This window comes from Neorhizobium sp. T25_27 (assembly GCF_002968565.1).
Taxonomy (GTDB): Bacteria; Pseudomonadota; Alphaproteobacteria; order Rhizobiales; family Rhizobiaceae; genus Neorhizobium; species Neorhizobium tomejilense.
Genome location: NZ_PVBJ01000003.1, coordinates 137,164 through 157,258 on the forward strand (window position 1 = coordinate 137,164; position 20,095 = coordinate 157,258).

General features: G+C 60.8%; 15 protein-coding genes. 8 read left to right on the top strand and 7 right to left on the bottom strand.

All coding sequences use genetic code 11. The features are described from left to right. The first annotated feature begins 42 nt into the window (after positions 1-42). On the top strand, positions 43-801 hold the full coding sequence (locus C5J24_RS10810; protein ID WP_105417807.1) for a GGDEF domain-containing protein: 759 nt from the start codon (positions 43-45) through the stop codon (positions 799-801). Positions 802-865: 64 nt separating this feature from the next. On the opposite strand, the gene C5J24_RS10815 is transcribed toward C5J24_RS10810, so the two are convergent. From C5J24_RS10815 to C5J24_RS10845, 7 genes are all read right to left on the bottom strand, one after another. Further along, positions 866-1,990, bottom strand: coding sequence for a glycoside hydrolase (locus C5J24_RS10815; protein WP_105417809.1), 1,125 nt, complete (start codon positions 1,988-1,990; stop codon positions 866-868). Between the two features lie 4 nt (positions 1,991-1,994). After that, positions 1,995-3,167, bottom strand: a complete 1,173-nt coding sequence (locus C5J24_RS10820) for a polysaccharide pyruvyl transferase family protein (RefSeq protein ID WP_105417811.1) — start codon at positions 3,165-3,167, stop codon at positions 1,995-1,997. Between the two features lie 54 nt (positions 3,168-3,221). Next, positions 3,222-4,400, bottom strand: coding sequence for a polysaccharide pyruvyl transferase family protein (locus C5J24_RS10825; protein ID WP_105402681.1), 1,179 nt, complete (start codon positions 4,398-4,400; stop codon positions 3,222-3,224). 39 nt (positions 4,401-4,439) lie between these two features. Beyond that, on the bottom strand, positions 4,440-7,118 hold the full coding sequence (locus tag C5J24_RS10830) for a glycosyltransferase (RefSeq protein ID WP_105417813.1): 2,679 nt from the start codon (positions 7,116-7,118) through the stop codon (positions 4,440-4,442). Then, a complete protein-coding gene (locus C5J24_RS10835) occupies positions 7,108-8,589 on the bottom strand; it encodes a DUF6212 domain-containing protein (RefSeq protein ID WP_105417815.1) in 1,482 nt (493 codons plus the stop codon). The genes C5J24_RS10830 and C5J24_RS10835 overlap by 11 nt, the downstream gene beginning before the upstream one ends. A 180-nt stretch (positions 8,590-8,769) precedes the next feature. Continuing rightward, on the bottom strand, positions 8,770-10,017 hold the full coding sequence (locus tag C5J24_RS10840) for a glycosyltransferase family 4 protein (RefSeq protein WP_105417817.1): 1,248 nt from the start codon (positions 10,015-10,017) through the stop codon (positions 8,770-8,772). A gap of 43 nt (positions 10,018-10,060) precedes the next feature. Next, complete coding sequence (locus C5J24_RS10845) at positions 10,061-10,573, bottom strand: MarR family transcriptional regulator (protein WP_371674243.1); 513 nt, start codon at positions 10,571-10,573, stop codon at positions 10,061-10,063. A 255-nt stretch (positions 10,574-10,828) separates the two neighbouring features. Between C5J24_RS10845 and C5J24_RS10850 the strand changes: the two genes are divergently transcribed. From C5J24_RS10850 to C5J24_RS10880, 7 genes are all read left to right on the top strand, one after another. Beyond that, positions 10,829-12,589, top strand: a complete 1,761-nt coding sequence (locus C5J24_RS10850; protein WP_105417819.1) for a type I secretion system permease/ATPase — start codon at positions 10,829-10,831, stop codon at positions 12,587-12,589. Between the two features lie 17 nt (positions 12,590-12,606). After that, positions 12,607-14,007: an HlyD family type I secretion periplasmic adaptor subunit gene (locus C5J24_RS10855; protein ID WP_105418405.1), complete on the top strand. Its 1,401-nt coding sequence runs from the start codon at positions 12,607-12,609 to the stop codon at positions 14,005-14,007. Between the two features lie 272 nt (positions 14,008-14,279). Next, entirely contained in the window at positions 14,280-14,939 is a 660-nt protein-coding gene (locus tag C5J24_RS10860) for a calcium-binding protein (RefSeq protein ID WP_105417821.1), read from the top strand. A gap of 65 nt (positions 14,940-15,004) precedes the next feature. Next, positions 15,005-17,260, top strand: a complete 2,256-nt coding sequence (locus C5J24_RS10865; protein ID WP_105418410.1) for a glycosyltransferase family 2 protein — start codon at positions 15,005-15,007, stop codon at positions 17,258-17,260. Beyond that, a complete protein-coding gene (locus C5J24_RS10870) occupies positions 17,257-18,096 on the top strand; it encodes a class I SAM-dependent methyltransferase (RefSeq protein ID WP_105417823.1) in 840 nt (279 codons plus the stop codon). The genes C5J24_RS10865 and C5J24_RS10870 overlap by 4 nt, the downstream gene beginning before the upstream one ends. After that, positions 18,093-19,355, top strand: coding sequence for a glycosyltransferase family 4 protein (locus C5J24_RS10875; RefSeq protein WP_105417825.1), 1,263 nt, complete (start codon positions 18,093-18,095; stop codon positions 19,353-19,355). The genes C5J24_RS10870 and C5J24_RS10875 overlap by 4 nt, the downstream gene beginning before the upstream one ends. Continuing rightward, complete coding sequence (locus C5J24_RS10880) at positions 19,352-20,083, top strand: hypothetical protein (protein WP_105417827.1); 732 nt, start codon at positions 19,352-19,354, stop codon at positions 20,081-20,083. Before C5J24_RS10875 ends, C5J24_RS10880 begins: the two co-directional genes overlap by 4 nt. Positions 20,084-20,095 lie beyond the last annotated feature (12 nt).

Sequence of the window (20,095 nt, forward strand, 5' to 3'; positions counted from 1 at the left end):
ATGTCTCAAAGATACACTCTACCGCAAAAGCCCCCTCAACCGATGACCCTGTATTTCCGTTTTCGCCAAGCTTTAGACATACCGCATATCAAGATGGCAATGCTCCGCACCGTCGCCATTGCAATTGGAGCGATCGCGATTGCTTGGCCATTAAGCCTGCTTGTTCCCCAACGTCCGTTCTGGGTGGAATTGACAGCCGTGGCGTTGATATCGGCGGCCGTTACATTTCCGCTTCAATTGGCGCTTTATCTGCGCAACCAATCGCTTCGTGATACCCAAGAAGAGCTTCGGCACGCGCTCGGTCGCAACCCCGTCACAGGCACAATGCGCGCCGGCGAATTTGCGAATTCGGTCGAGCATGCGATGGAACGCAGGCGCACAAGCAGTACGGAAAGCTCCGATGGCGTCTTATTCGTTCTCAAGGTTGATGATTTCGATGCAATCGACCGCCGTTACGGTCCACAATGGGCTGATACGCTGCTTCAATCGATGGTCCGGATCGTATATTCTTCCGTGCGCCATAGTGACCTTGTCGCCCGCCTTGCCTCAGACGAACTTGGCATCTATCTGCCCGGCACGACAATGGAAAATGCCAGCAACATCTGCGAGCGCATCCGCGGGCAGATAAAGGAAACCACATTCACAGCCGGGCAGGAGCGCCAGATATCGGTGACGGTGCGGCTTGGCGGCACCAGGGTCGAGCAGCAAGCCGACTTTCAGGCGCTGCGCGAGGCTGCCAACCGCGCCGCCATCGCGGAGGAGGAAGCTGGCTCGCCCCTATTCCGGGAGCGGTTTTCTTGAACGGGAAACTCTAGCGTCTTCCGCGCATATCCGGCCTTTGCGATCTTTCAGATCGTGGATTTTCCTACTTCGCGTCAACCTTTCCCGTTTTCGTGGCTGCGACGCCGGCCGGGCTTAAGGTGCCGCAACGCCAGACGCTATAGACCGCTTGGGTGTCCCAGTCATAATAGAAGGCCGCTCTCAGCCTTCCTTCATCCATCAGTTCGTCAAAGCTGCGGCGCACGGCACGAACCGCCACTTCCCGCGCGCGATCGTCCAGGGGACAGGAAAATGCAGTGTTGGCAATGCCCCACTCGGTTACCCAGCACGGCTTGCCCTCCCCCTCAGGCCGGCAGAAATCGAGAAGCGTTCCGACATAGCGTGCCAGCGCCGCATCGTCCTTGCGCCCTGGATAGAGGTGAATTCCATAACCATCGACCAGCGCGTCGATATTTCGCTCCCGCAGGAGTGAAATGAATTCGCCGGGGTCGAGCCGTTCCATGCCCCGGCTATCGGCCTCGCTTGTGCCGACATCGGACAGCCCGGCCGAAATCAAAAACGCCTCGCGGCTATGGACCGTCGCCTGCAACTCCTCCCGCGTGATGCGAACGGCACCGACATAAGCGTCGAGCCCGCGCCCGAAGGCCGTGCGGTCTGCGACTTCCGAAACGTTGCGCGGCGTCCGTCGCCCGGGCTTCTCGTAGACGACGAGGTCGCCGTTATAGGCGCTGTAGTTTATCTCGTTTCCGGGCTCAACGGCGTCGATGCGGATGCCCATGTCGTCGATGCGGCGAAGGGCCGAGCGCAACTGCGACCGGTACAGATCGAGGTCGAGATCCGAAAGCCGCTGAACATCCCAGATACGGCCGAAACCGGTGCGGGGACGCGCGCCCGGGGGATAATAATCCTTGTTCCCGAGCTGGATCTCAAGAAGGACTTTCAGCCCCAACCGGTCCGCGATCTCGAGCGCATCGATGCTCTTGTCCACCGGCCTCGACAGCGAAAGCCGGACATGGGTGATGCCACTCGCCGCGATTTCCTTCAGTATACGCTCCTGGTCGGCGCGAGAAAGCCAGGCGAGGTTGACCCGGTTGACGCCGATGCGGTCGGTAGCCACATCGCGCGCGTCCGCCGGCGGCACTTGGGCAAACGCCCAGAGCACCGCCAGCGCACAGGCAAGGATCGCGCGCACCTGCACCGCCACCGTCATCCGCTCAAAGTCCGATCTGCCCCAGAGCACTGCGGAAATTCGCCTCGCAAGCGGAATAGCGGTCGATCACGGCCTGCGTGTCGATCTTGCCGAGGAAGTTGGCGAGATAGGCGCGCTTATCCGTCTCCCTGTTCCAGGTGGAGGCCTCGATATAAGGAAAGCCGATGAATTCCAGCATTTCCCGCATGCGGTCATCGACGGCGATCATCAGGGCGGGCGTGCCGGCCTGCATGCCGATGATGCAGCCATGGAAGCGGCGGCCGAAGCAGAGATCGCGCTCGGACATCGCCCCGCGCCACTGGTTCGTGTCGAAGTAGACCAGCAACTCGTATTTCCGCTGCCATTTCTCCGAATGCTTGTATTCCGTGCCCCCGGTGATGCGCGCACTCGACCGGTCATAGGCGATGTCAGTGTCGCCGCCGGTCAGGGAAAGGTTGTAGGCAACAAGTTCGTCCTGGACGACATAGCTTGCGACGCTGTCGGGCTTGAGCAGCGCGTGGGCGTCGACGATCGTATCGGCAACGCTGCCAAGATAACCGCCGAAGGCGATCTTCTGGGCTTCCGCCAGCGCCGGGTTGGCAAGCGCGGTCAGCGAACGTTTCATCTCGCTTGGCGAGAAATAGAGTGACGGGCAGCCCGTCGGCTTGACGAACTTCATCCCCTGCTCCCGTAGGAATTCGGCGGTGAAGTAACCGCGCGTGAGGAAGAAACTCTCCTTGTTCCGCAACACGTCCAGGAACTTGAGCGTACCGGCCGGCAGTTGATCCTTGAGGCCCTCCTTGCGCTGAATGCCGATGCCCATCACCACGACCGGCATCGTCAGCTTCGCAAAGATTTCCGCCTCGAGATCGGCGGAATAGCCGGGGCGCAGCAGATTGGCGGAGGCGAAGACGCATAGATCGAACTCGCGGTTCACCTGCTCGAAAATCTCGTTCGACTCCCGATTGTTGGCCAGGTGCCAGAACGGCAGATAGGTGACGTTATGGCCGCGCAGGCTCTCGGCCGCTCCCTCGCCGATCAGGTAGTTGCCGGTATTGGCGATCTTCCTGACCTGCGCGATCAGATCCCTTTTTGTCCTCGTCTCGTCGAAATAGGGCCGATGGATAACGGTCGTACCGGAGACGTCCGCAATCGTTCGCTGCAGATAGGAGGGAATGCCCGTAAGCAAGATACGCATGACTGTCCTCTGAACCGAAGGGTGATGGCCCGCAGGCCCGTGGATAGGGCCTCGCTAGAGACCGATGCCGATTTCGCGAAGCGTGGTGCGGAAGGCGCTCTCGCGATCGGAATACCGGTCGACGAGTTCGCTCGTGTTGAGCTGCGACAGATGGTCGGCCACGAACTCGGCGCGGTTCTCCGCCTTGTCGACCTCCATGATGTCGACAGCCGGCAGGCCGGTGAAGCCCAGCATCTCGCGCATGCGGTCGTCCACCGCCACCATCAGACTGGGCACGGCCGCCTGCATGGCGATGATCGAGCCGTGAAAACGCCGGCCGAAATTGAAATCCATCGACGAGGCCCAGCCGCGCCACTGGTTGTTGTCAAAGAAGGTGCGAACCTCGAACCGCTGCTTCTCCCGCTCAATGCCGGGATAAGTCAGATCGCCGATCATCCGGCCCGACGCGGAATCATAGACACGGCCCTCGTCATTGGGCTCTACCTTCATATCGAAGTGAAGGAACTCGTCCTGCACGACGTATGGCGGTACGGTATCCTGCGGAGCGAGCGCGTTCGCATCCACGATCGCATCCTGATTGCCGCCGAGATAGCCCGAAAAAATGGTCTTCGCCTGGCCGATCTTGACGCTCGGAAGCTTCCTCATCGACCGGCGCATGTTGTCAGGCATGAAATAGACGGAGGGGCAGCCGGTCGGGCGCACGAAGGAGAAGCCCTGATCCTTCAGGAAGCCGGCGGACTCGTAGCCGCGCGTCAGGAAATAATGCTCTCGCTCCTTTAGGACGGCCAGAAGCCGCTTAGTTCCTTCCGGAAGATTGTTTTCCAGGTCCTTGCGGTTCTGCAATCCGATACCCAGCATGACGATCGGCATGTTGAGCCGGCTCAGCACATCCGCCTCGGCATCTGCGGAAAGCCCCTTGCGCAACAGGTTCGCGCAGGTGAAGACACAGATATCGAAATTGGCGTTGAACTCATCGAACCCGCTGCCGCTCTTGCTCAGATTGTAGAGATGCCAGAACGGAACCTGCTTGGCATGCGGAGCGAGTGCCCGCAGGGCGCCTTCGCCGATGAGGTAGTTCCCGGTATTGCTGATGTTGCTCAGCTCCTGCAGGAACTCCTCTTTCGTTTCCGGCTGCTTCTGCCGCTCTGAATAGGAGACGGACGAACCATGGGCGCCATTGGCAAGGCGCGTGTAGTGACCAGGAATACCCGTCACGAGAATTCGCGGACGCATTCGACTAGACCTTTCTGTTTCAAAGAAGCGGCTCGGCGATCAGCCAGCTGCCGCGACCACGGGATTTGCCGTCGCCTGCTCGCGAAAGATCGCGGCGCGGGACAGTGACGAATTTTTTACGGACCGATCGCTCCAGGCGATGAAATCCGAGAAGGAGGACGTCCAAGACCGGTGCGCGGCGGTTCTGATGCAGCCCTCCATGAGCGGCGCAAGGCGTGCGCGATTGCGCGCGACCTCTTCAATGATGCGTGCCATCTCCCTCACCATCTGAGGATCGGAAGCAGCGTCGATGAGTATGCCGTCCTCGCCGTCGCAAATGAGCTCGTCCACCGCGCCAACCGCGGTCGCGATGGGCACGCAGCCGAGCTGCTGTGCCTCGGCGATCATCAGCGGCGCGCCCTCCCACCGTGACGGCATGAGGAGAACATCGGCCCAGCCGAGCGCCTTGATCAGATCCTTGCTCGCAAAGACCGGCGGACGCACGTCGACACCGAGGTCCTTCAGCCGCTCACTCCAGGAGACCCTGGAATCGGCGAGGATTTCCCCTCCGATGGCCCGGGCGTCGAAGGCGAGGTTGGAGGCCCGCAATTCCGCGAGCACTGCCGCCAGCCTGTCGATGCCCTTCTGCTGGTCAAACCGGCCCATGTAAAGAATCCGCAAGCGGTCATCCTTGCGCTCAATACGCCTGACGGCAAGGACCTCCGCCAAGGCTTTGGGCGGCACCGAGAAGCTCGCGCCGTTCGCAACGGCGAAGACCTTCTCGTGCGGGACACCGTAGCTGTGCAGATAGATCTTGAGCTGTTCGGAGCAGGTCAGGAAGGCATCGTAGCAATGCTCGTGGGCAATCGCTGCAAAGGGCTGGCCGGCGGGCCTCTTGAAGGCCGTGTTGTCCACGACGTGCAGGTAGCAGGCCGTGCGCGTGCCTTCGGAGCGCAGTCGCGCGATAAGGGGATGGACGGCCATCACGTGGTTGTTGATGACCAGGTCGAAGCCGGAAAGCTGCCCCTTGAGCGCCTGCCAGTCGACCGAATGCTCCTCGGCGATGAAGTCCTGTCCCAGGAAGGAACCCGACCCTCCCCAGGCCGGAATGCCCGCCTCCCAGAAATGGATGTAGTCGAAGCTGGAATCGAATTCGTCGATCACGTCCATCCGGGACGTGCCGAGCACGAAGAGGTGGGTTTCGTAACCGGCCGCCTTCAACTCCCGGGCCGCGGCATAAACGACCTTTTCAGCCCCGCCGAACGAGGCGTTCGGCACCAGCAGCGCCACGGTGCGCTTGCCCTCGTTATGCCCGAGCGGCAGGACCGGCGATCCTCCGATCTCCTTGCGCAACGCCTTGTGGAGATCGGTATAGGGTACCAGCCGCGCCGGACGCCAGGTCCACCGCCTGCCCGCCGTCTCGCGGAGGGGGCTTGAGGCAATCGCGTTGAGGCAATTGATCATCACCTGCTGAGGCGTGATGAGGGCGCGGCGCGGGAGGCTTCTTGGAAAAGGGAAGCGCACTTTCAGAATGGCCGATGTCGGCCATACCTGCTGGCTTGCGATCGAGGCGAACCAGTCGACGGCATTGTTCTGGACCACGTCCTGGGCGATCCGGGTCGACAGGAAGACGAGGTCGGCGGGGCCGATTTTTTGTGCGCCCGGACCATGAATGACCGGCTCGATCTTGCGCTGGGAAGCATCGTTGGCGAGCTGGACGAAGACGACATTACTCACCTCGCTCAGGCGCTCGAGATGAGCAAGCACGTTCGGCAGCATGCGCGAGCGCCGCAGCAGGTCGAGCGCCGCGCCGCTTCCGGCGACCAGGAATGGCGGAAAATGTTCGTTGTCCGGTTCGCCGATATTGCCCCAGAAGGCCGGGATGATGTCATCGAGGCGAAGCATCGTCGGTGGCTTGGTGGGATCGGTGAAGAAGGAGATCGCCGTATCTTCCGTCCGCGCAAACAGGTAACGCGGGCAATCCTCGTGCTCGAAATCCACCAGCATCGGGCGCTGGAACAACGGCATGTGACGTTTGCGCAGGAAGCTGACCGACGTAGCGCGGTCGCGGTTCGCCTCCTTGAAGCGGCTTTCCGCCCTCAGCCTGTATTCGAAGACGGTGTCGTGGCAGGGCATGCCGACGAAACCGTGCTCGATGCAGGACAGCCAGAATTCCCAATCCTCGAAACCGTTCTGCCGGTCGTCATTGAAGCGGACGCCGTCCTTGAAAACCTCGATCGAGATCATCGATCCCGTATCGCAGATATTGTCGGTGATGCAGTGCACCAGCCGCGAATAGCGATTGCCGTAATGGGCGCGCCAGCTGACCGAAAATGTGTCGATATTCGTGTAAACCCACCCGCAGCCGCTGGAGACGAGCTGCTGGTAAAGCGTCTTGATCGTGCCGGGAAGGATACGGTTGTCGGCATCGAGGAAATAGACGGCCTTCGCCTCGGGAAAGTGCTCGATGACGAAATCGATGGCACGATTGCGTGCGCCGCCCGGGCCGGCGTTCCGGCCGAATATGACATGGACGCAGGGATGGGCCGCGGCGTAGAGCAGCAGCTGATCGAACGTCTCATGGCGCGGATCGCCGTCAACAGAGACAACGATGACAATCCGGCAGTTGCCGGGATTGGAGGCAAGCACCGACTCGATCGCCTCAAGCGCAAGTGCCGCGTGACCGTAGAGAGGCATGGCCACGGCGATCAGGTCGGATGGCTCCCTGTTACCGGACATCGGCGGCCTCCGTAAATTGCTTGACCATCCTGAAGCCGGACACTTTCAGCCAGGAGAAGTCGACCGAATCCGTCACTGCGCGGCTGAGGATCATCAGATCCATCAGGCCGCGTGCCGGCTCGTCCAGCTGGATGTTGATGTTGACGACCTCGCTGGAGCTGACTTCGCGCCATCCGCTGAAGAATGTCGATGGTCTGGCCGTGCCCTTTCGCGCGATCTCGGCCACTTCGGAACGCGCATTCGAATTTGCCGGCGCAAGCAGGAAGCTGACCGCCGCAGGTTTGCCTTCCGGATGGTCGATAAAGGCGCTCACCGAAAAAGATATCGTTCCGGGCTCGACGGCGCCGCTGACCGCGCCGGCCGATATGCCACTCGGCAACGGGTGGCAGACGATGGCATGCTCATGCTCGAGGAAGCGCACCGTCTGGAATTCCGGGACGATGGGCGTGACCGAAACGTCGGCGACCTGGCTCAAGGTCGCGACCGCCAGGCGATAGTCGACAGTGTACTGGCCTTCGAGCAGGTTGCTCGGCGCTATCATGTTGGGTGTTCTGGTCGGCTTGACCCCGGGCAACCCCGTGAACACCTTGAACGCCAGCGGGCGCAGGTCGAGATCCGGATGCGGCAGTTCCGAGCGCGCCGAATAACGCTCGCCGGCGATCGGATAGCCGAGCGAAAGGCCGACGGTCTCCGGCCCGGTCGCGGAAATCCGCAGCTTCAATGTACGTGCAGCTCCTCCACAGGCGCGGGGCAGCGAGAAGAAATTCCAGTTCGGCACGAGCTGCGCATAGGGGACAGTCCATTCGGCAACCCCTTCGCCGCTCTCGAGATAGCTCAACGCGACGACAAGCTCTCCGCTGATCCTGGGCACCGAGTGAAAGTGAAGGGCAAACCCCGCCACGCCAAGGCTCGATACCGGCAGAAGCTGTTCGATAAAGGCTGCGGCAAGCAGCGGCCCGATCCCCTCGTCCTTCGGATCAGCATAGGGATCGTGGGAGAAAATCTCCGAAACCGGCTCCCAGTTTCGCGCCTGGAACGCATCCTCGAGCGCTCGGTAGTTTTCCAGCAGCGTTTCTCGTTCCCTTCTCAGGATCGCAAGCTCGGAGGTGATCGAGGCGCTGTATCGCGCAAGCCGGCCGACACTGCCTTCAGTCAAAGCCTGCAGAAGCGGGAGGCTTTCCGGCCTGTTTGCGGGATCAAGCCGCCGGATAGGAACGGCCGGGATCGTCCCCAGTGGTCCAAGCAGCGCCAAACCCGCCTGCAGATCCGCCTCGCCCTCGTCCGAATAGGCGACGGCGACCAATGGAAAAGCATTCTGCAATGTCACCGGAGGAAGGCCATCGGCATCGAGGAAAACGACCTGATGTTCGATATCGCTTCCTTCGAAGCAGGAGCGATCCCGGGCCGATGCCGCGATCAGCTTTCTCGTCACCAGTTGTTTCCCAATGCCGGAAGACGTCAAATTTAGCACGCACCGCCCCTGAAGAATTACCCTGCAACAAAGAACAATATTCCGGATAACCGAATTTTTTCAAAGTCATCCTGCGTCTTCTGGGGGAAGCCTAACAACTAACATTGCAGTGCACAATAACAAAATTCAACCGATATAAAGAAATAAACTCCAAATATACTTTGAAAATTGAAGTAATAATCATGCGGCCGTTCCATGGGCGCTTCGAAACGGTTTCCCGGCCAATTTTTCAATAATATTCTGTTGACGATGAAGGCATTCCGCTAACCGGAAACGCCTCTCGACTGTCCGGCGGGCCGCAGCGCGCATCCCGAGGTGACGTTCCGGATTCGCGAGGGCGCCAAGAATCGCCTCGGCGAGTGCATCCGTATCGAAGAACGGCACCAAAAGACCATTCTTGCCGGAACGTATGACCTCCTGAACGGGCGCGGTATCGGACCCGATGACCAGCGCGCCACAGGCCATCGCCTCCAGCACCGACCAGGACAGGACAAAGGGATAGGTCAGGTACAGATGCGCGGAGGAGATCTGGTAGATCTGCCGTAAGAGCGAATGCGGCACCGCGCCGGGAAAGACGATATTCTCCCGCGGTATGTCCAGGGACTTGAGGAGATGATCCTTCCATGCCCCCCCGCCCGGCGGCGGCACGCCATAGCTGACACCGTCTCCTCCGACGCAGACGAACAGAGCATCGGAGCGCTGGTGCACGACCTTGGCGGCAGCCTCCAGAACCTGCGGGAATCCGCGATACGGCTCGAGATCGCGCGCGACAAAGGTGACGATGGGAGGACCATCGGCCGTCAACACGCGTCCATCCGGAAGCGTGGCCGAAGCTGTCGGGTCGGGTCGAAACCGCACCGTATCGATCCCCTCGTGACACACCGAAATGCGTCCCTGGGCGTCGGCAGGATAGAGACTTCTCTGCCAATGGGTGGGGCTGATGCCGGCCTCGATAGCCTCGAGGGACAGGAGTTGCGCGATATTGCGCAGCCGCAGTCTCTTGCGGGTCTCCAGATCGGGCCGATCGTCAGGGGAGAACCCGATATCCGCCCCTTCCGACCGGTAGAAGAACTCGCAATATCCCAATACGGGCACCTGCGGGAGCACATCCTTCAGAAACATCATGCTTCCCCAGCCGATATGGCCGACGACGACATCGGGCACCAGCCCCTGCCTCACCATGGCATCGAGCGTCTCGGCGACGCGATGGCCGATTCGCGCATGGTGATCGGGAGTAGCCATGTGTCGGGCCATATGCGGATCCGCACGCGGGCCCGCTTCCGCTCGATGTCGAATGACGCGAACGGAAGGGATCTTCTGATCTATGGTCTCGGTGATGAGGCTGACCTCATTGCCCAGCTGTGCAAGCTGGGCGGCCAGGGCAGCGAACTGGCCGAAACCCCGTCGATGAACAAACGCCACGTGCATCGCGTCTATTCCCCCACGGCCAGGCGCACGGCCTCACCACCACTCAAACGCCGTACCGTGAGGTGCTGCCCCAGGCCAGTTCGAGCTGATGCAGTGTCTGGAAGGCCGTTTCAAGCATCCGTTGCTCCTGGTCGCCACGATTCACCGCGCGCTCATAGGTCATCGCGGCCTCCCGGAGATTGGCTCTGAGCTGCCGCCCCTTCTCCGTCAACTTGATGCGTGCGGACCGCTTGTCGCGCTGGGAGGCAACCCGATCGATGTAGTCACCATCACCAAGCTGTTTCAGATAGTAGGAAACGTTGGAGCCGACATAATGGCCCCGATCCAAAAGCTCGGCGACCGAGAGCTCCGAATCGCCGATTGCCAGCAGGATCATCGCCTGTGCCGGCCCGATATCGTCAACCCGAAGCTTGGTCAGCTCCGCACGGATCAGACCCGAGAACCGCCTGCTTGCCCGCTCCATGAGGCGAGCGAGTTCGAAATATGTAACCTGTTGGAGGGCCCCAAACTCGGCATCCTGAGAATGCTTGGGGTCTGTCTGTGCCGCCTGACCCATTTGAACTGTTAGTTCGCCACTCAGCTCTACAGGCAAATTAAGCACAACTTCTTCTTTCATCCCAATCTCCGTTTCAGGAAACTACTTCAAAAATTGAAGTAATATTCAACTACGCCCAATCCCCCCAATCGCCATGAGCTTGCACAAGCCCTCCGTTATGTGCCAGATTGGAGGAAGCAATACTATCCTTCGGTTTAGCTATAACCAAAACGTCCTCCGACTGATTGATCTAACGTTAACCTGAGGCAAATTGCCATGCGCGATACTGTTCAAAATGAGACAACAATCAAGGGGCAAATTCGCAGAGGCCGGAAAGAAAGCAGCCCAGGGTTGCTGGTATCGCAAGCCAAGCGTGTATTTTTGTCGGGACTGCTTTATGCCGCAGCGCTCAGCGTGTGTCTGAATTTATTACAGCTGACGATGCCTCTGTTCATGCTGCAGGTTCATGACCGGGTGCTTAACAGTCAGAGCATGGACACGCTGGGAATGCTCGTCATCCTGGCCATAGGCGCCCTGATCGTGCTCGGTGTTCTGGAATTCATCCGCGCCCTTTCGTTCCAGGCCATGGGAGGTGCGCTTGTGCGCAGACTGAACATGCCCATCCTGGCGGCCGCCGTTCAGGCCTCGGTCGACCAGGGCCTGTCGCGCGCGACGCAGTCGCTTCGGGACATCTCGGAATTGCGAAGCTTTTTGACCTCGTCGGCAGTCACGGCACCCCTCGATGCGGCGTGGTCTCCAATTTTCCTCGGCGCCCTTTTCCTTTTGCATCCGCTCTTTGGCCTCATCGGAGCCGTTTCCGCCGCTCTGCTTCTCTGCGGCGGACTGGTTACGGACATTTTGACACGCCAACTCACCAAGGAGGCGAATCAGACGAATATCGAGGCGGTGTCCAAGATTGGCGCTTCGCTGCGACATTCCGAGGCAATCGAGGCAATGGGCATGCTGCCGGCCCTGGCGGCCCGTTGGCGTGCCCTGCAGCTGCAAGCCCTCAGCGCCTATGAAACGAGCGGGAGCAGGAGCAAGGCGATGTCGTCCATTACCCGCAGCCTGCGCTATTCCATCCAGATCATCACCCTCGCGGCCGGTGCCTATCTGGTGCTGCAGCAGGAAATCACGCCCGGCGCAATGATGGCATCGAGCATCCTGGTCGGGCGCCTCCTGATCCCTTTCGATTCGCTCATCGACAATTGGCGGCAGTGGGTGCTGGCGGCAGCGGCCTGGCATCGTCTCGAGGCCATCCTCGCGGCGGACGTTGCGATCCGCCAGACGATGCCGACGCCGCATTCGTCGGGCGACATCGTCGTCGACAAGCTCATTTACGCGGCCCCCGGCCTGGATGTGCCGATCATCAAGGGCATTTCTTTCTCCCTCTCTCCGGGCGAGGTTCTGGGCGTGATCGGCCCTTCCGCCGCGGGCAAATCGACGCTTGCGCGCCTGCTGGTCGGTATCCTGCGCCCCACATCCGGTGGCGTCTTCCTCGACGGCAACAATACCTATCTCTGGGAGCGCAGCTCGTTCGGCCAGGGTGTCGGATACCTGCCGCAATCCGTCTCGCTTCTGGAAGGCACCATTCGGGAAAACATCGGGCGAATGGCGGACAGCGATCCATACAAGGTCCTGGAGGCGGCGCGACTGGCCGACATCCATGAAATGGTCGGGCGCCTGCCGCTCGGCTACGACACGCCGGTCGGCGACGGACATCTGACCCTTTCCGGAGGCCAGCGGCAGCGCATCGCGTTGGCGCGCTGCCTCTACAATCAACCGCGCCTCATCGTGCTCGACGAGCCGAACGCAAATCTGGACGCGATCGGCGAGCGGGCCCTTATCCGCGCGATCGAGCGCGCTCGCGAAAGTGGCGCCATCGTCATCATCATCGCTCACCGGCCGGCTATCATGCAGGTCGCCGACAAGCTGCTCGTGCTTGAAAACGGCCGCGTCACCCAGTTCGGACCGCGTACGTCCGTGATTCCGGTAGCGGGGCCGGGCGAAACAACCCGCGAGGTAGCCGCAATATGACCGCGCAGAAACCTCTCCTGGTTGAGAAAAAACCGCTCGCGATCCGCGCCGATCTTTCCGAGCGTCAGATCCAGCGATATCAGCCGGCCTTGCCGGATGCCGCCCCGTCGAACCCGGAGTTCGACCAATTCGACAACCGTTCACCGCTGCGAGGTCTCGTCATTGCGGGGCTTGCCACGATCCTCGTGTCGTTCGGGGGATTTTTTGCCTGGGGGTTTTCGGTTGAGCTCAGCAGCGCCACGGTCGCCAACGGCACGATCATCGTCGATTCGAAACGAAAAACCATCAGCCATTTCGAAGGCGGCGTGATGAACCGATTGCTCGTCCAGGAGGGCGACAAGGTCACCGTCGGTCAGCCCCTGATCGAACTGGAGGATACGCGTGCCCGTTCCAGCCTCCGGTCGCTCCAGGCCCGGCGCATCGGCCTGATCGCCAAACTGGCTCGACTGAAATCCGAACAGAACGACGCGCCGCAAATCAGTTTTCCAAGCGATTTCGGCGACGCCTGGGATGTTGCGATGGACGACTCCGTCAGGGCGGAGACGATATTTTTTGAAAAGCGGCGCGAGACCAAGGTCGGACGCGTCGAGGTCCAGAGAAAAACGATCGAGGAACACCTCGAACTGGCGGCGTCATACGATATCCAGATCGAGGCGATCGACCGGCAAATCGGCTTCATCAGGGAGCACCGCGCGGCGATGGACTCATTGGTGAAGATAGGCGCCGTACCGCGTACCCAGGTCATCGAGATCGACTCCAGACTCAGCGATCTCGCGAGGCAAAGGGGCGAGCTCGTCGGCAACAAGGCCCAATCCGAAAAGGCCGCAGCCGGGGCGCAGCTTGCGCTGACCGGGATCGAAAGCGACTTTCAATCGACGATTGCCGGCGAAATCACCACCGCACGCGTCGATCTTGCCGACGTCGAACAACAGATCACCGCTTCGAAGGACGTGCTGCGGCGGCTTGAAATCCGCTCTCCGCAGGATGGCATCATCAGCAACATCCTGTTGCGCACCCCCGGCAGCGCGGTCACGCCCGGCCAGCCGTTGCTTGAGATCGTCCCGGAAAACGAACCGCTGCTGGTCGAGATGCGCGTCAATCCTCGCGACGTCGACAGCATCGCCGTCGGCTCGCATACCCAGGTCCGGCTGACGGCCTATAACCAACGGTCCCGCCTGCCGATGGAAGGTACAATCACGTATGTCGCCGCGGACCAGTCGGTCGATGAGAAATCAAACAGTGCTTATTTCGTCGCGCGCGCCAAACTCGACCCGGCATCGCTTGAGGCAAACCCTGATGTGCGCCTCTATCCCGGCATGCCGGCAGAAGTGCTGATCATTCACGCGTCACGCCGCGCGATCGACTACATCACCTCTCCCGTCCTCGAAAGTTTCCATCGCGCTTTCAGGGAAGATTAGTGTCCAGGTTACAAGAAATGCTGCATAGCAGAAACTATTTCAAATATTGAAGTTATTCCAAAGTAAAATACGGCAACTTTAATTTATAAGATGGCCCATTATCGAAACAATGTGCCATTAATATTCAATTCAGGAAATATATTTCCCAACATCTGACATTTTAGCTCCGGGTTATGCTTGCGCTTCTGTTTTTTGCAGTGCACATTTCAAGCGCGAAATCGTCGCACCCTGCGCCGACAACGCACTCATACAAACCTGAAGAGGAGAGGCAGATGGCCACATTGGAAGGCGGAGCATACGACGATGCCCTGTTCGGTTCCCGCTTCAACGACTTCATCCGCGCCCATGCGGGCGATGATTTCGTAAACGGCGGCAACGGACATGACACGGTGTTCGGCGGTGAGGGTGACGACATCCTGTTCGGCGGAAAGGGACATGATTCCCTGTTCGGCGGCGAGGGTAGCGACTTGTTGAACGGTGAAGCTGGCGACGACAATCTTGTCGGCGGCTGGGGTGATGATCTTCTTTACGGCGACAAGGGCAATGACACCCTGCTCGGCGGGCATGGCAGTGACCTTCTGTCCGGCGGCAAGGGTGCAGACATCCTCTACGGCGGCGACGGCAACGACATCATCGATGGCGGCGCTGGCAACGACCTCCTTGTCGGCGGTGCTGGCAATGACGTCTTCGTCTTCGGCGGCGGCGGCGGCAATGACGTCATTCTCGACTTCACCGCTGGCGAGGATATCCTGCAGATCTCGAAGGGCATCAATGGCCTCGACGTGACTTCGCCGGACGATCTGGCCTCGCGCATCACGCAGGTCGGCGGCAATGTCGTCGTGGATCTCGGCCATGGCGATACGCTCACATTGGTCAATGTCGACGCTGACGACATTCATGCCAATCCCGAGAACTACTTCACCGTTCACTGAGCATGATTTCTGCGCGCCCTGCCTCCTCCCGCGGGGCGCGCAACTCCGATCCAAAGGGGCAGCGTGTGACGTTCGACGAAGCGATAGACGCCACCGGCGTTTTTAGAAACGCAAAAATCTTTCGGCTCGGCACGGATTTGGCCATCCTTGTCTGGGATCTCCCCCCGGCCCTTCCCGCAACCACCAAGTGCCTGTTGTCGATGGATCGCTCGCCGGTACCGCTGGTCAGCATGATGCTTCCGCTCGGCCACGGAAGGCAACGCATGTTCTGGGCGATGCGGCCGGAACAGCAGCCGGTGAATGTGGACATCTGCACGGAACACGGCGGCATCGTCGAAACCGTCATGATGCCGCCGGCACGCATGCTCACGCCCCTCGATGTGGAAGCGCTGTTTACCGATCTTGCGCCGGGTTCCCGTATCAAGTTCGTCAACAACCTGCTGACCGTCTGGCGAAGCGCCTTTCGCATCACCGGTGACCATCTTTTCCATATGATCGTTGAAGACACCCTTCATGCGCTCGTGCCCGAACCGCAGGCCGCCGGCATCGTCTGCCAGGTTGCCCAGGGACGCCATCTGATCGAGACGGCGATCAATCCGGACCTCGGCGACATCGTAGCGATCTATGCGATCGGCGCGACTTCGATCGCACGCATGGCCGCAAGGCCTGTCCTCGGACGCAAAGCGAAAAGCGGCCTGCAACCCTGCCATTTCATCGCAGAGGCGCCTTTTCCCTCTCCTCCGTTTCTCATCGTCCTCCTGAGCAAGAATGGTGCTGCAATCCGCCAGCTTGCTGACGACAAGCCTCGCCATCCCAGCCTTCAGGCCTGGTGGAGCAAGAACCGTGAGGCCGTGGAGCTGCGCGAAATGGTCGTCCGTTGTCTCGCCACCTTGCCGGAAGGCAGCGCCGCGACGGCGATCGACCTTCAGGTCAGCGCCCCGCTGCCTGCAATCCGTATTGCCAAGTCGTCGATGCATCCGTCGGGGGAGGTCGATCTCGCCCTGGCGCTCGACGACGGCCTTCTGGCAGGCGGGTGGTTCCATGCACCGTCATCCGCCTTCGCCGGCATCGACTACGTCAAGGAGGACGGCACTGCCGTGCCGCTTGACGCAAACAGCTACAAATTCCCGGCATGGGCGGAAGGCAAGGATGAAAAGAGCAAGACCGATGTGACCGGCTTCGTTGCCTGGATCCCGCTGACGGAATCCCCCGGCCCGCTTCTGCAGCCGCGATTTCAGTTGCGCCTTGCTTCGGGAGCGGTCAGGCCGCTGATACCGAAGTTGCAACCTTTCGAGCCCGCAACGCAGCGAAACCATGTCCTGCGCGCCGTGCCGCCGCAGCATGCGGTCGACAGTGCCTTCCGCGCGATCCTCGCGCCTGCCCTGCAGGATATTGAACGGCGATTGGGCAAGACCATAGAGGTCGATTCCACGAAGGACTACAGCCTGTCCGAAACCACACCCCTCGTTTCGATTGTCATACCCCTCTACAAGGTCCTCGATTTCCTGCGTTTCCAACTGTCGGGAATGGCCACCGATCCGTGGCTCGTTGCCAATGCCGAGATCATCTTCGTCCTCGATTCACCGGAAGTCCAGGATGAGACGGAGCATATGCTGGGCGGCCTGCACCTGCTGCACGGGCTGCCGATGAAGCTGGTCATCATGAACCGCAACAGCGGCTACGCACGGGCCTGCAATGCCGGCGCACGTTTTGCCCGCGGCGCCGTTCTGGTCATGCTCAATTCGGATGTCGTGCCAAAGGGACCCGGTTGGCTTCAGGTGCTGTCGCGGCCGCTGCTGGAAAACAGCAGGCTCGGTGCCATCGGCCCTAAACTGCTCTTCGAAGACGGATCGCTGCAACATGCGGGCCTTTATTTTGGCCGCGACCAGCGCGGGATCTGGTTGAACCACCATTTCAACAAGGGCATGCCCGGCGACTATGCTCCCGCCCAGCAAGCCCGCGAGGTTCCCGGCGTCACCGGCGCCTGCCTCGTGACCCGCAGGGCCACCTACGAGCGCGTCGGCGGCTTCACCGAGGATTACGTGATCGGCGACTACGAGGACAGTGACCTCTGCCTCAAGATCCGCCGTCTCGGGCTCCAGATCGCCTATGAGCCGGCCGCCTGCCTGTATCATTTCGAGCGCCGCTCGATCCGCCGCAGCCAGGACTATATGCGCGGCGTCGCCAGCCAGTACAATTCCTGGCTGCACACCCAGCGCTGGGAAGACGACATCACCGACTTGATGGCGAACCAGTTCGGCAGAGATCAAGATCGCCCGGCCGCCACAAACGGCAGAAACCAGGAAAGGAACGCAGCGTGACACAGGTAGCACTCGTGCACCCTGCCAAGCCGGCTCGGCTGGTCGACGAGGACCGTGTTCGCTGGCTGCTCGAAGCCGTTCGGGGCAACCGCTTTCTGCCGCAGCCGGAACCCACCAATGTCTTCGTGGGGGACGGTGATTTTCGTGCGATCGGCGCAGAATTCCTCGGGCACTTCATCCGTATCGGCGGCCTGCGCGAAGAGGCCCGCGTGCTCGACATCGGTTGCGGTATCGGCCGGATGGCCGTGCCGCTCACCCAGTATCTCGATCCGCAGACGAGCCGCTACGATGGCATCGATCCGGTCGAGGGCGGCATCGACTGGTGCCAGCGGACGATCACGCCCGCCTACTCCAATTTCGCCTTCCAGCGACTGGATATCGCGCACGAACTCTACAATCCGAACGGCAAGGTCAGCGGCAGGACCCTGAGGCTTCCCTTTCCGGATCACCATTTCGACTTCGTCATCATGACGTCGGTGGTCACTCACCTGCCCCCTGCGGAAGTCCTCGTTTACCTCGCCGAGGTTCGCAGGGTCCTGTCATTCGGCGGGCGATTGTTCATGACAGCCTTCGTGGTCGACCGGATCGCGGCGGTAAACGAGCACGGGCGGCGCGATCCGCGCCTTGCGTTCCGCCGTTATGGCGAAAGCCCGTGCTGGTTCGTACCCAACCAGGCGCCGCTTGCGGCAGTCGGCTTCGAAGACGGCTTTCTCGACAGGGCGCTCGAACGCGCCGGCCTCTCCATCACCTTGAAATCGCTGGGCCATTGGCGCGGTACCAATGCGGCTCACCATCAGGATTTCATCGTGGCGAAGCGCCGGGGAAATGGCCGATGAGCAAGCGCATTCTGGTCGCGGCCCACAACCATCCGTCCCTTCACCCGGGCGGAACCGAGATATTTGCTCATGACCTGTTTCGCGCCTATCAGCGCGAGGGCCATGAAGCTCTGTTTCTCGGTGCCACAAACCATATTCATCGCGAAGCGAGACCAGGCACGAGCTTCCAGAGCATCGGCTCGGCGGGAGACGAAATCCTGCTGTGGTCCGGACATTTCGACCGCTTCTTCATGAGCCAGATCGACCTCTATGGTGTCGTGCCTGACATAGCGGAGCTGCTGCGCGATTTCCGGCCGGATGTGGTTCATCTCCATCATATGCTGCTGCTTGGCGCCGAGTTTCCCCACATCGTCCGCCGCACCCTGCCGGACTGCCAGATCGTCATGACACTCCACGACTACTACCCCATCTGCCATCATGACGGCCTGATGGTGCGCACTGGCACCAAGGAGCTTTGTCACCAGTCCAGCCCGGACCGCTGCCATGCCTGCTTCAAGGACATCCCGCTTGATCGCTTCGCTCTGCGCGAACGCCACCTGAAGGCCCTGCTGAGCACGGTCGACCACTTCGTCTCGCCAAGCGCCTTCTTGCGGGATCGCTACGTGCAATGGGGACTGGAGGCTGATACGATCAGCGTCATTCCCAATGGCATCCCCGTCCGCAAGACCGGGCTGCGGAGAGATCTGCTCCAGGGCGGCAAGCCGGTCTTCGGATATTTCGGCAATCTCAACCCCTGGAAAGGGGTGACCGTCTTGCTCGAGGCGGCGCGTCAGCTTCTTGCCGACGGCCTGGATTTCGAACTTCGCGTCCATGGCGGCGCGCCCTTCCAGAGCGAGACGTTCGTCGAGGAGATCAACAGGCGTTTTGCCGAAACATCCGGATCCGTGCAGGCCCGAGGCCCCTATCGACGCGAAGATATCGGCGATCTGGTGGCCGCGGTCGATTGCACCATCGTTCCTTCCGTCTGGTGGGAGAACGCGCCGCTGGTCATTCAGGAAGCCCAGGCGCAACGCCGCCCGGTCATCGCCAGCAATATCGGCGGAATGGCTGAAATGGTCGAGCATGGCGTCAACGGCCTGACCGTCCCACCCAATGATGCCCGGGCGCTCGCCGCGGCGATGCGCGACATCCTGGAAGACCCGAAACTGCTGCACCTGTTCGCGCAAAACGCCCGCAAGCCCGACGACATCGACACGACTGCCCGCCGCTATCTCGAGTGGATGGAGACGGCTCAGGTTCAGGCATTGGAGAGCGCATGACCAGTCCCGCCGAACGACCGGATGCCGCATCCGAACAGGACAACGTCAAGCCGATGAACGGCCGGGTGGACGCCGTCGACATGGGCAGGATTTTCGGCTGGGCATTCGACCCGATGGCGCCGGATCAACGGCTGACCATCCGTGTCCTTCTCGATGGCAAGGTAATTGCCGAGGCCGTTGCCGATCGCAACCGTCCAGACCTGCGGCGCAACGGTATCGGCGACGGCAAACACGCGTTCGAAATCGCGCTGCCCGATCCCCTCCATTCGCGGACCAACGATATCGTCGTCATGGCGCGCAATGAAAGCGGCTCCGAACAGGCTCTGCGTGTTCCGCAGCCGAACGAGCAGGCGGCCGAAGCCCTGATCGCAGCGCCGCTGGCAAAAGTGCTCGACAAACTCGATGTGCTGATGGCGTCGCAGCGGCAGTTGCAGGTCTCGCAGCGCTCCCTGCAGCGCGCACCGGAAATCGATGGGGACAAGGCCGAAACCACCGGCCTGACCGAAATGGGCAACGCCGTCGAAAACCTCAAGGTGGAGGTCAGCCAACGCTTGAATGACCTCGATGTCCACCTGATGCGGCTGGACGGGGTCGTGGCGGGGATGGAGAAGAACCTGAATACATTGAAGAAGCGGGCGAGCGCTGAATTCAAACCCATGTTGTTGCTGCTGTTCGTTCTCGTCGGATTTGCCGCTGGCGCCGGCCTTGCGCTGATTGCCAGGATTTGACCCAGGGAGGGC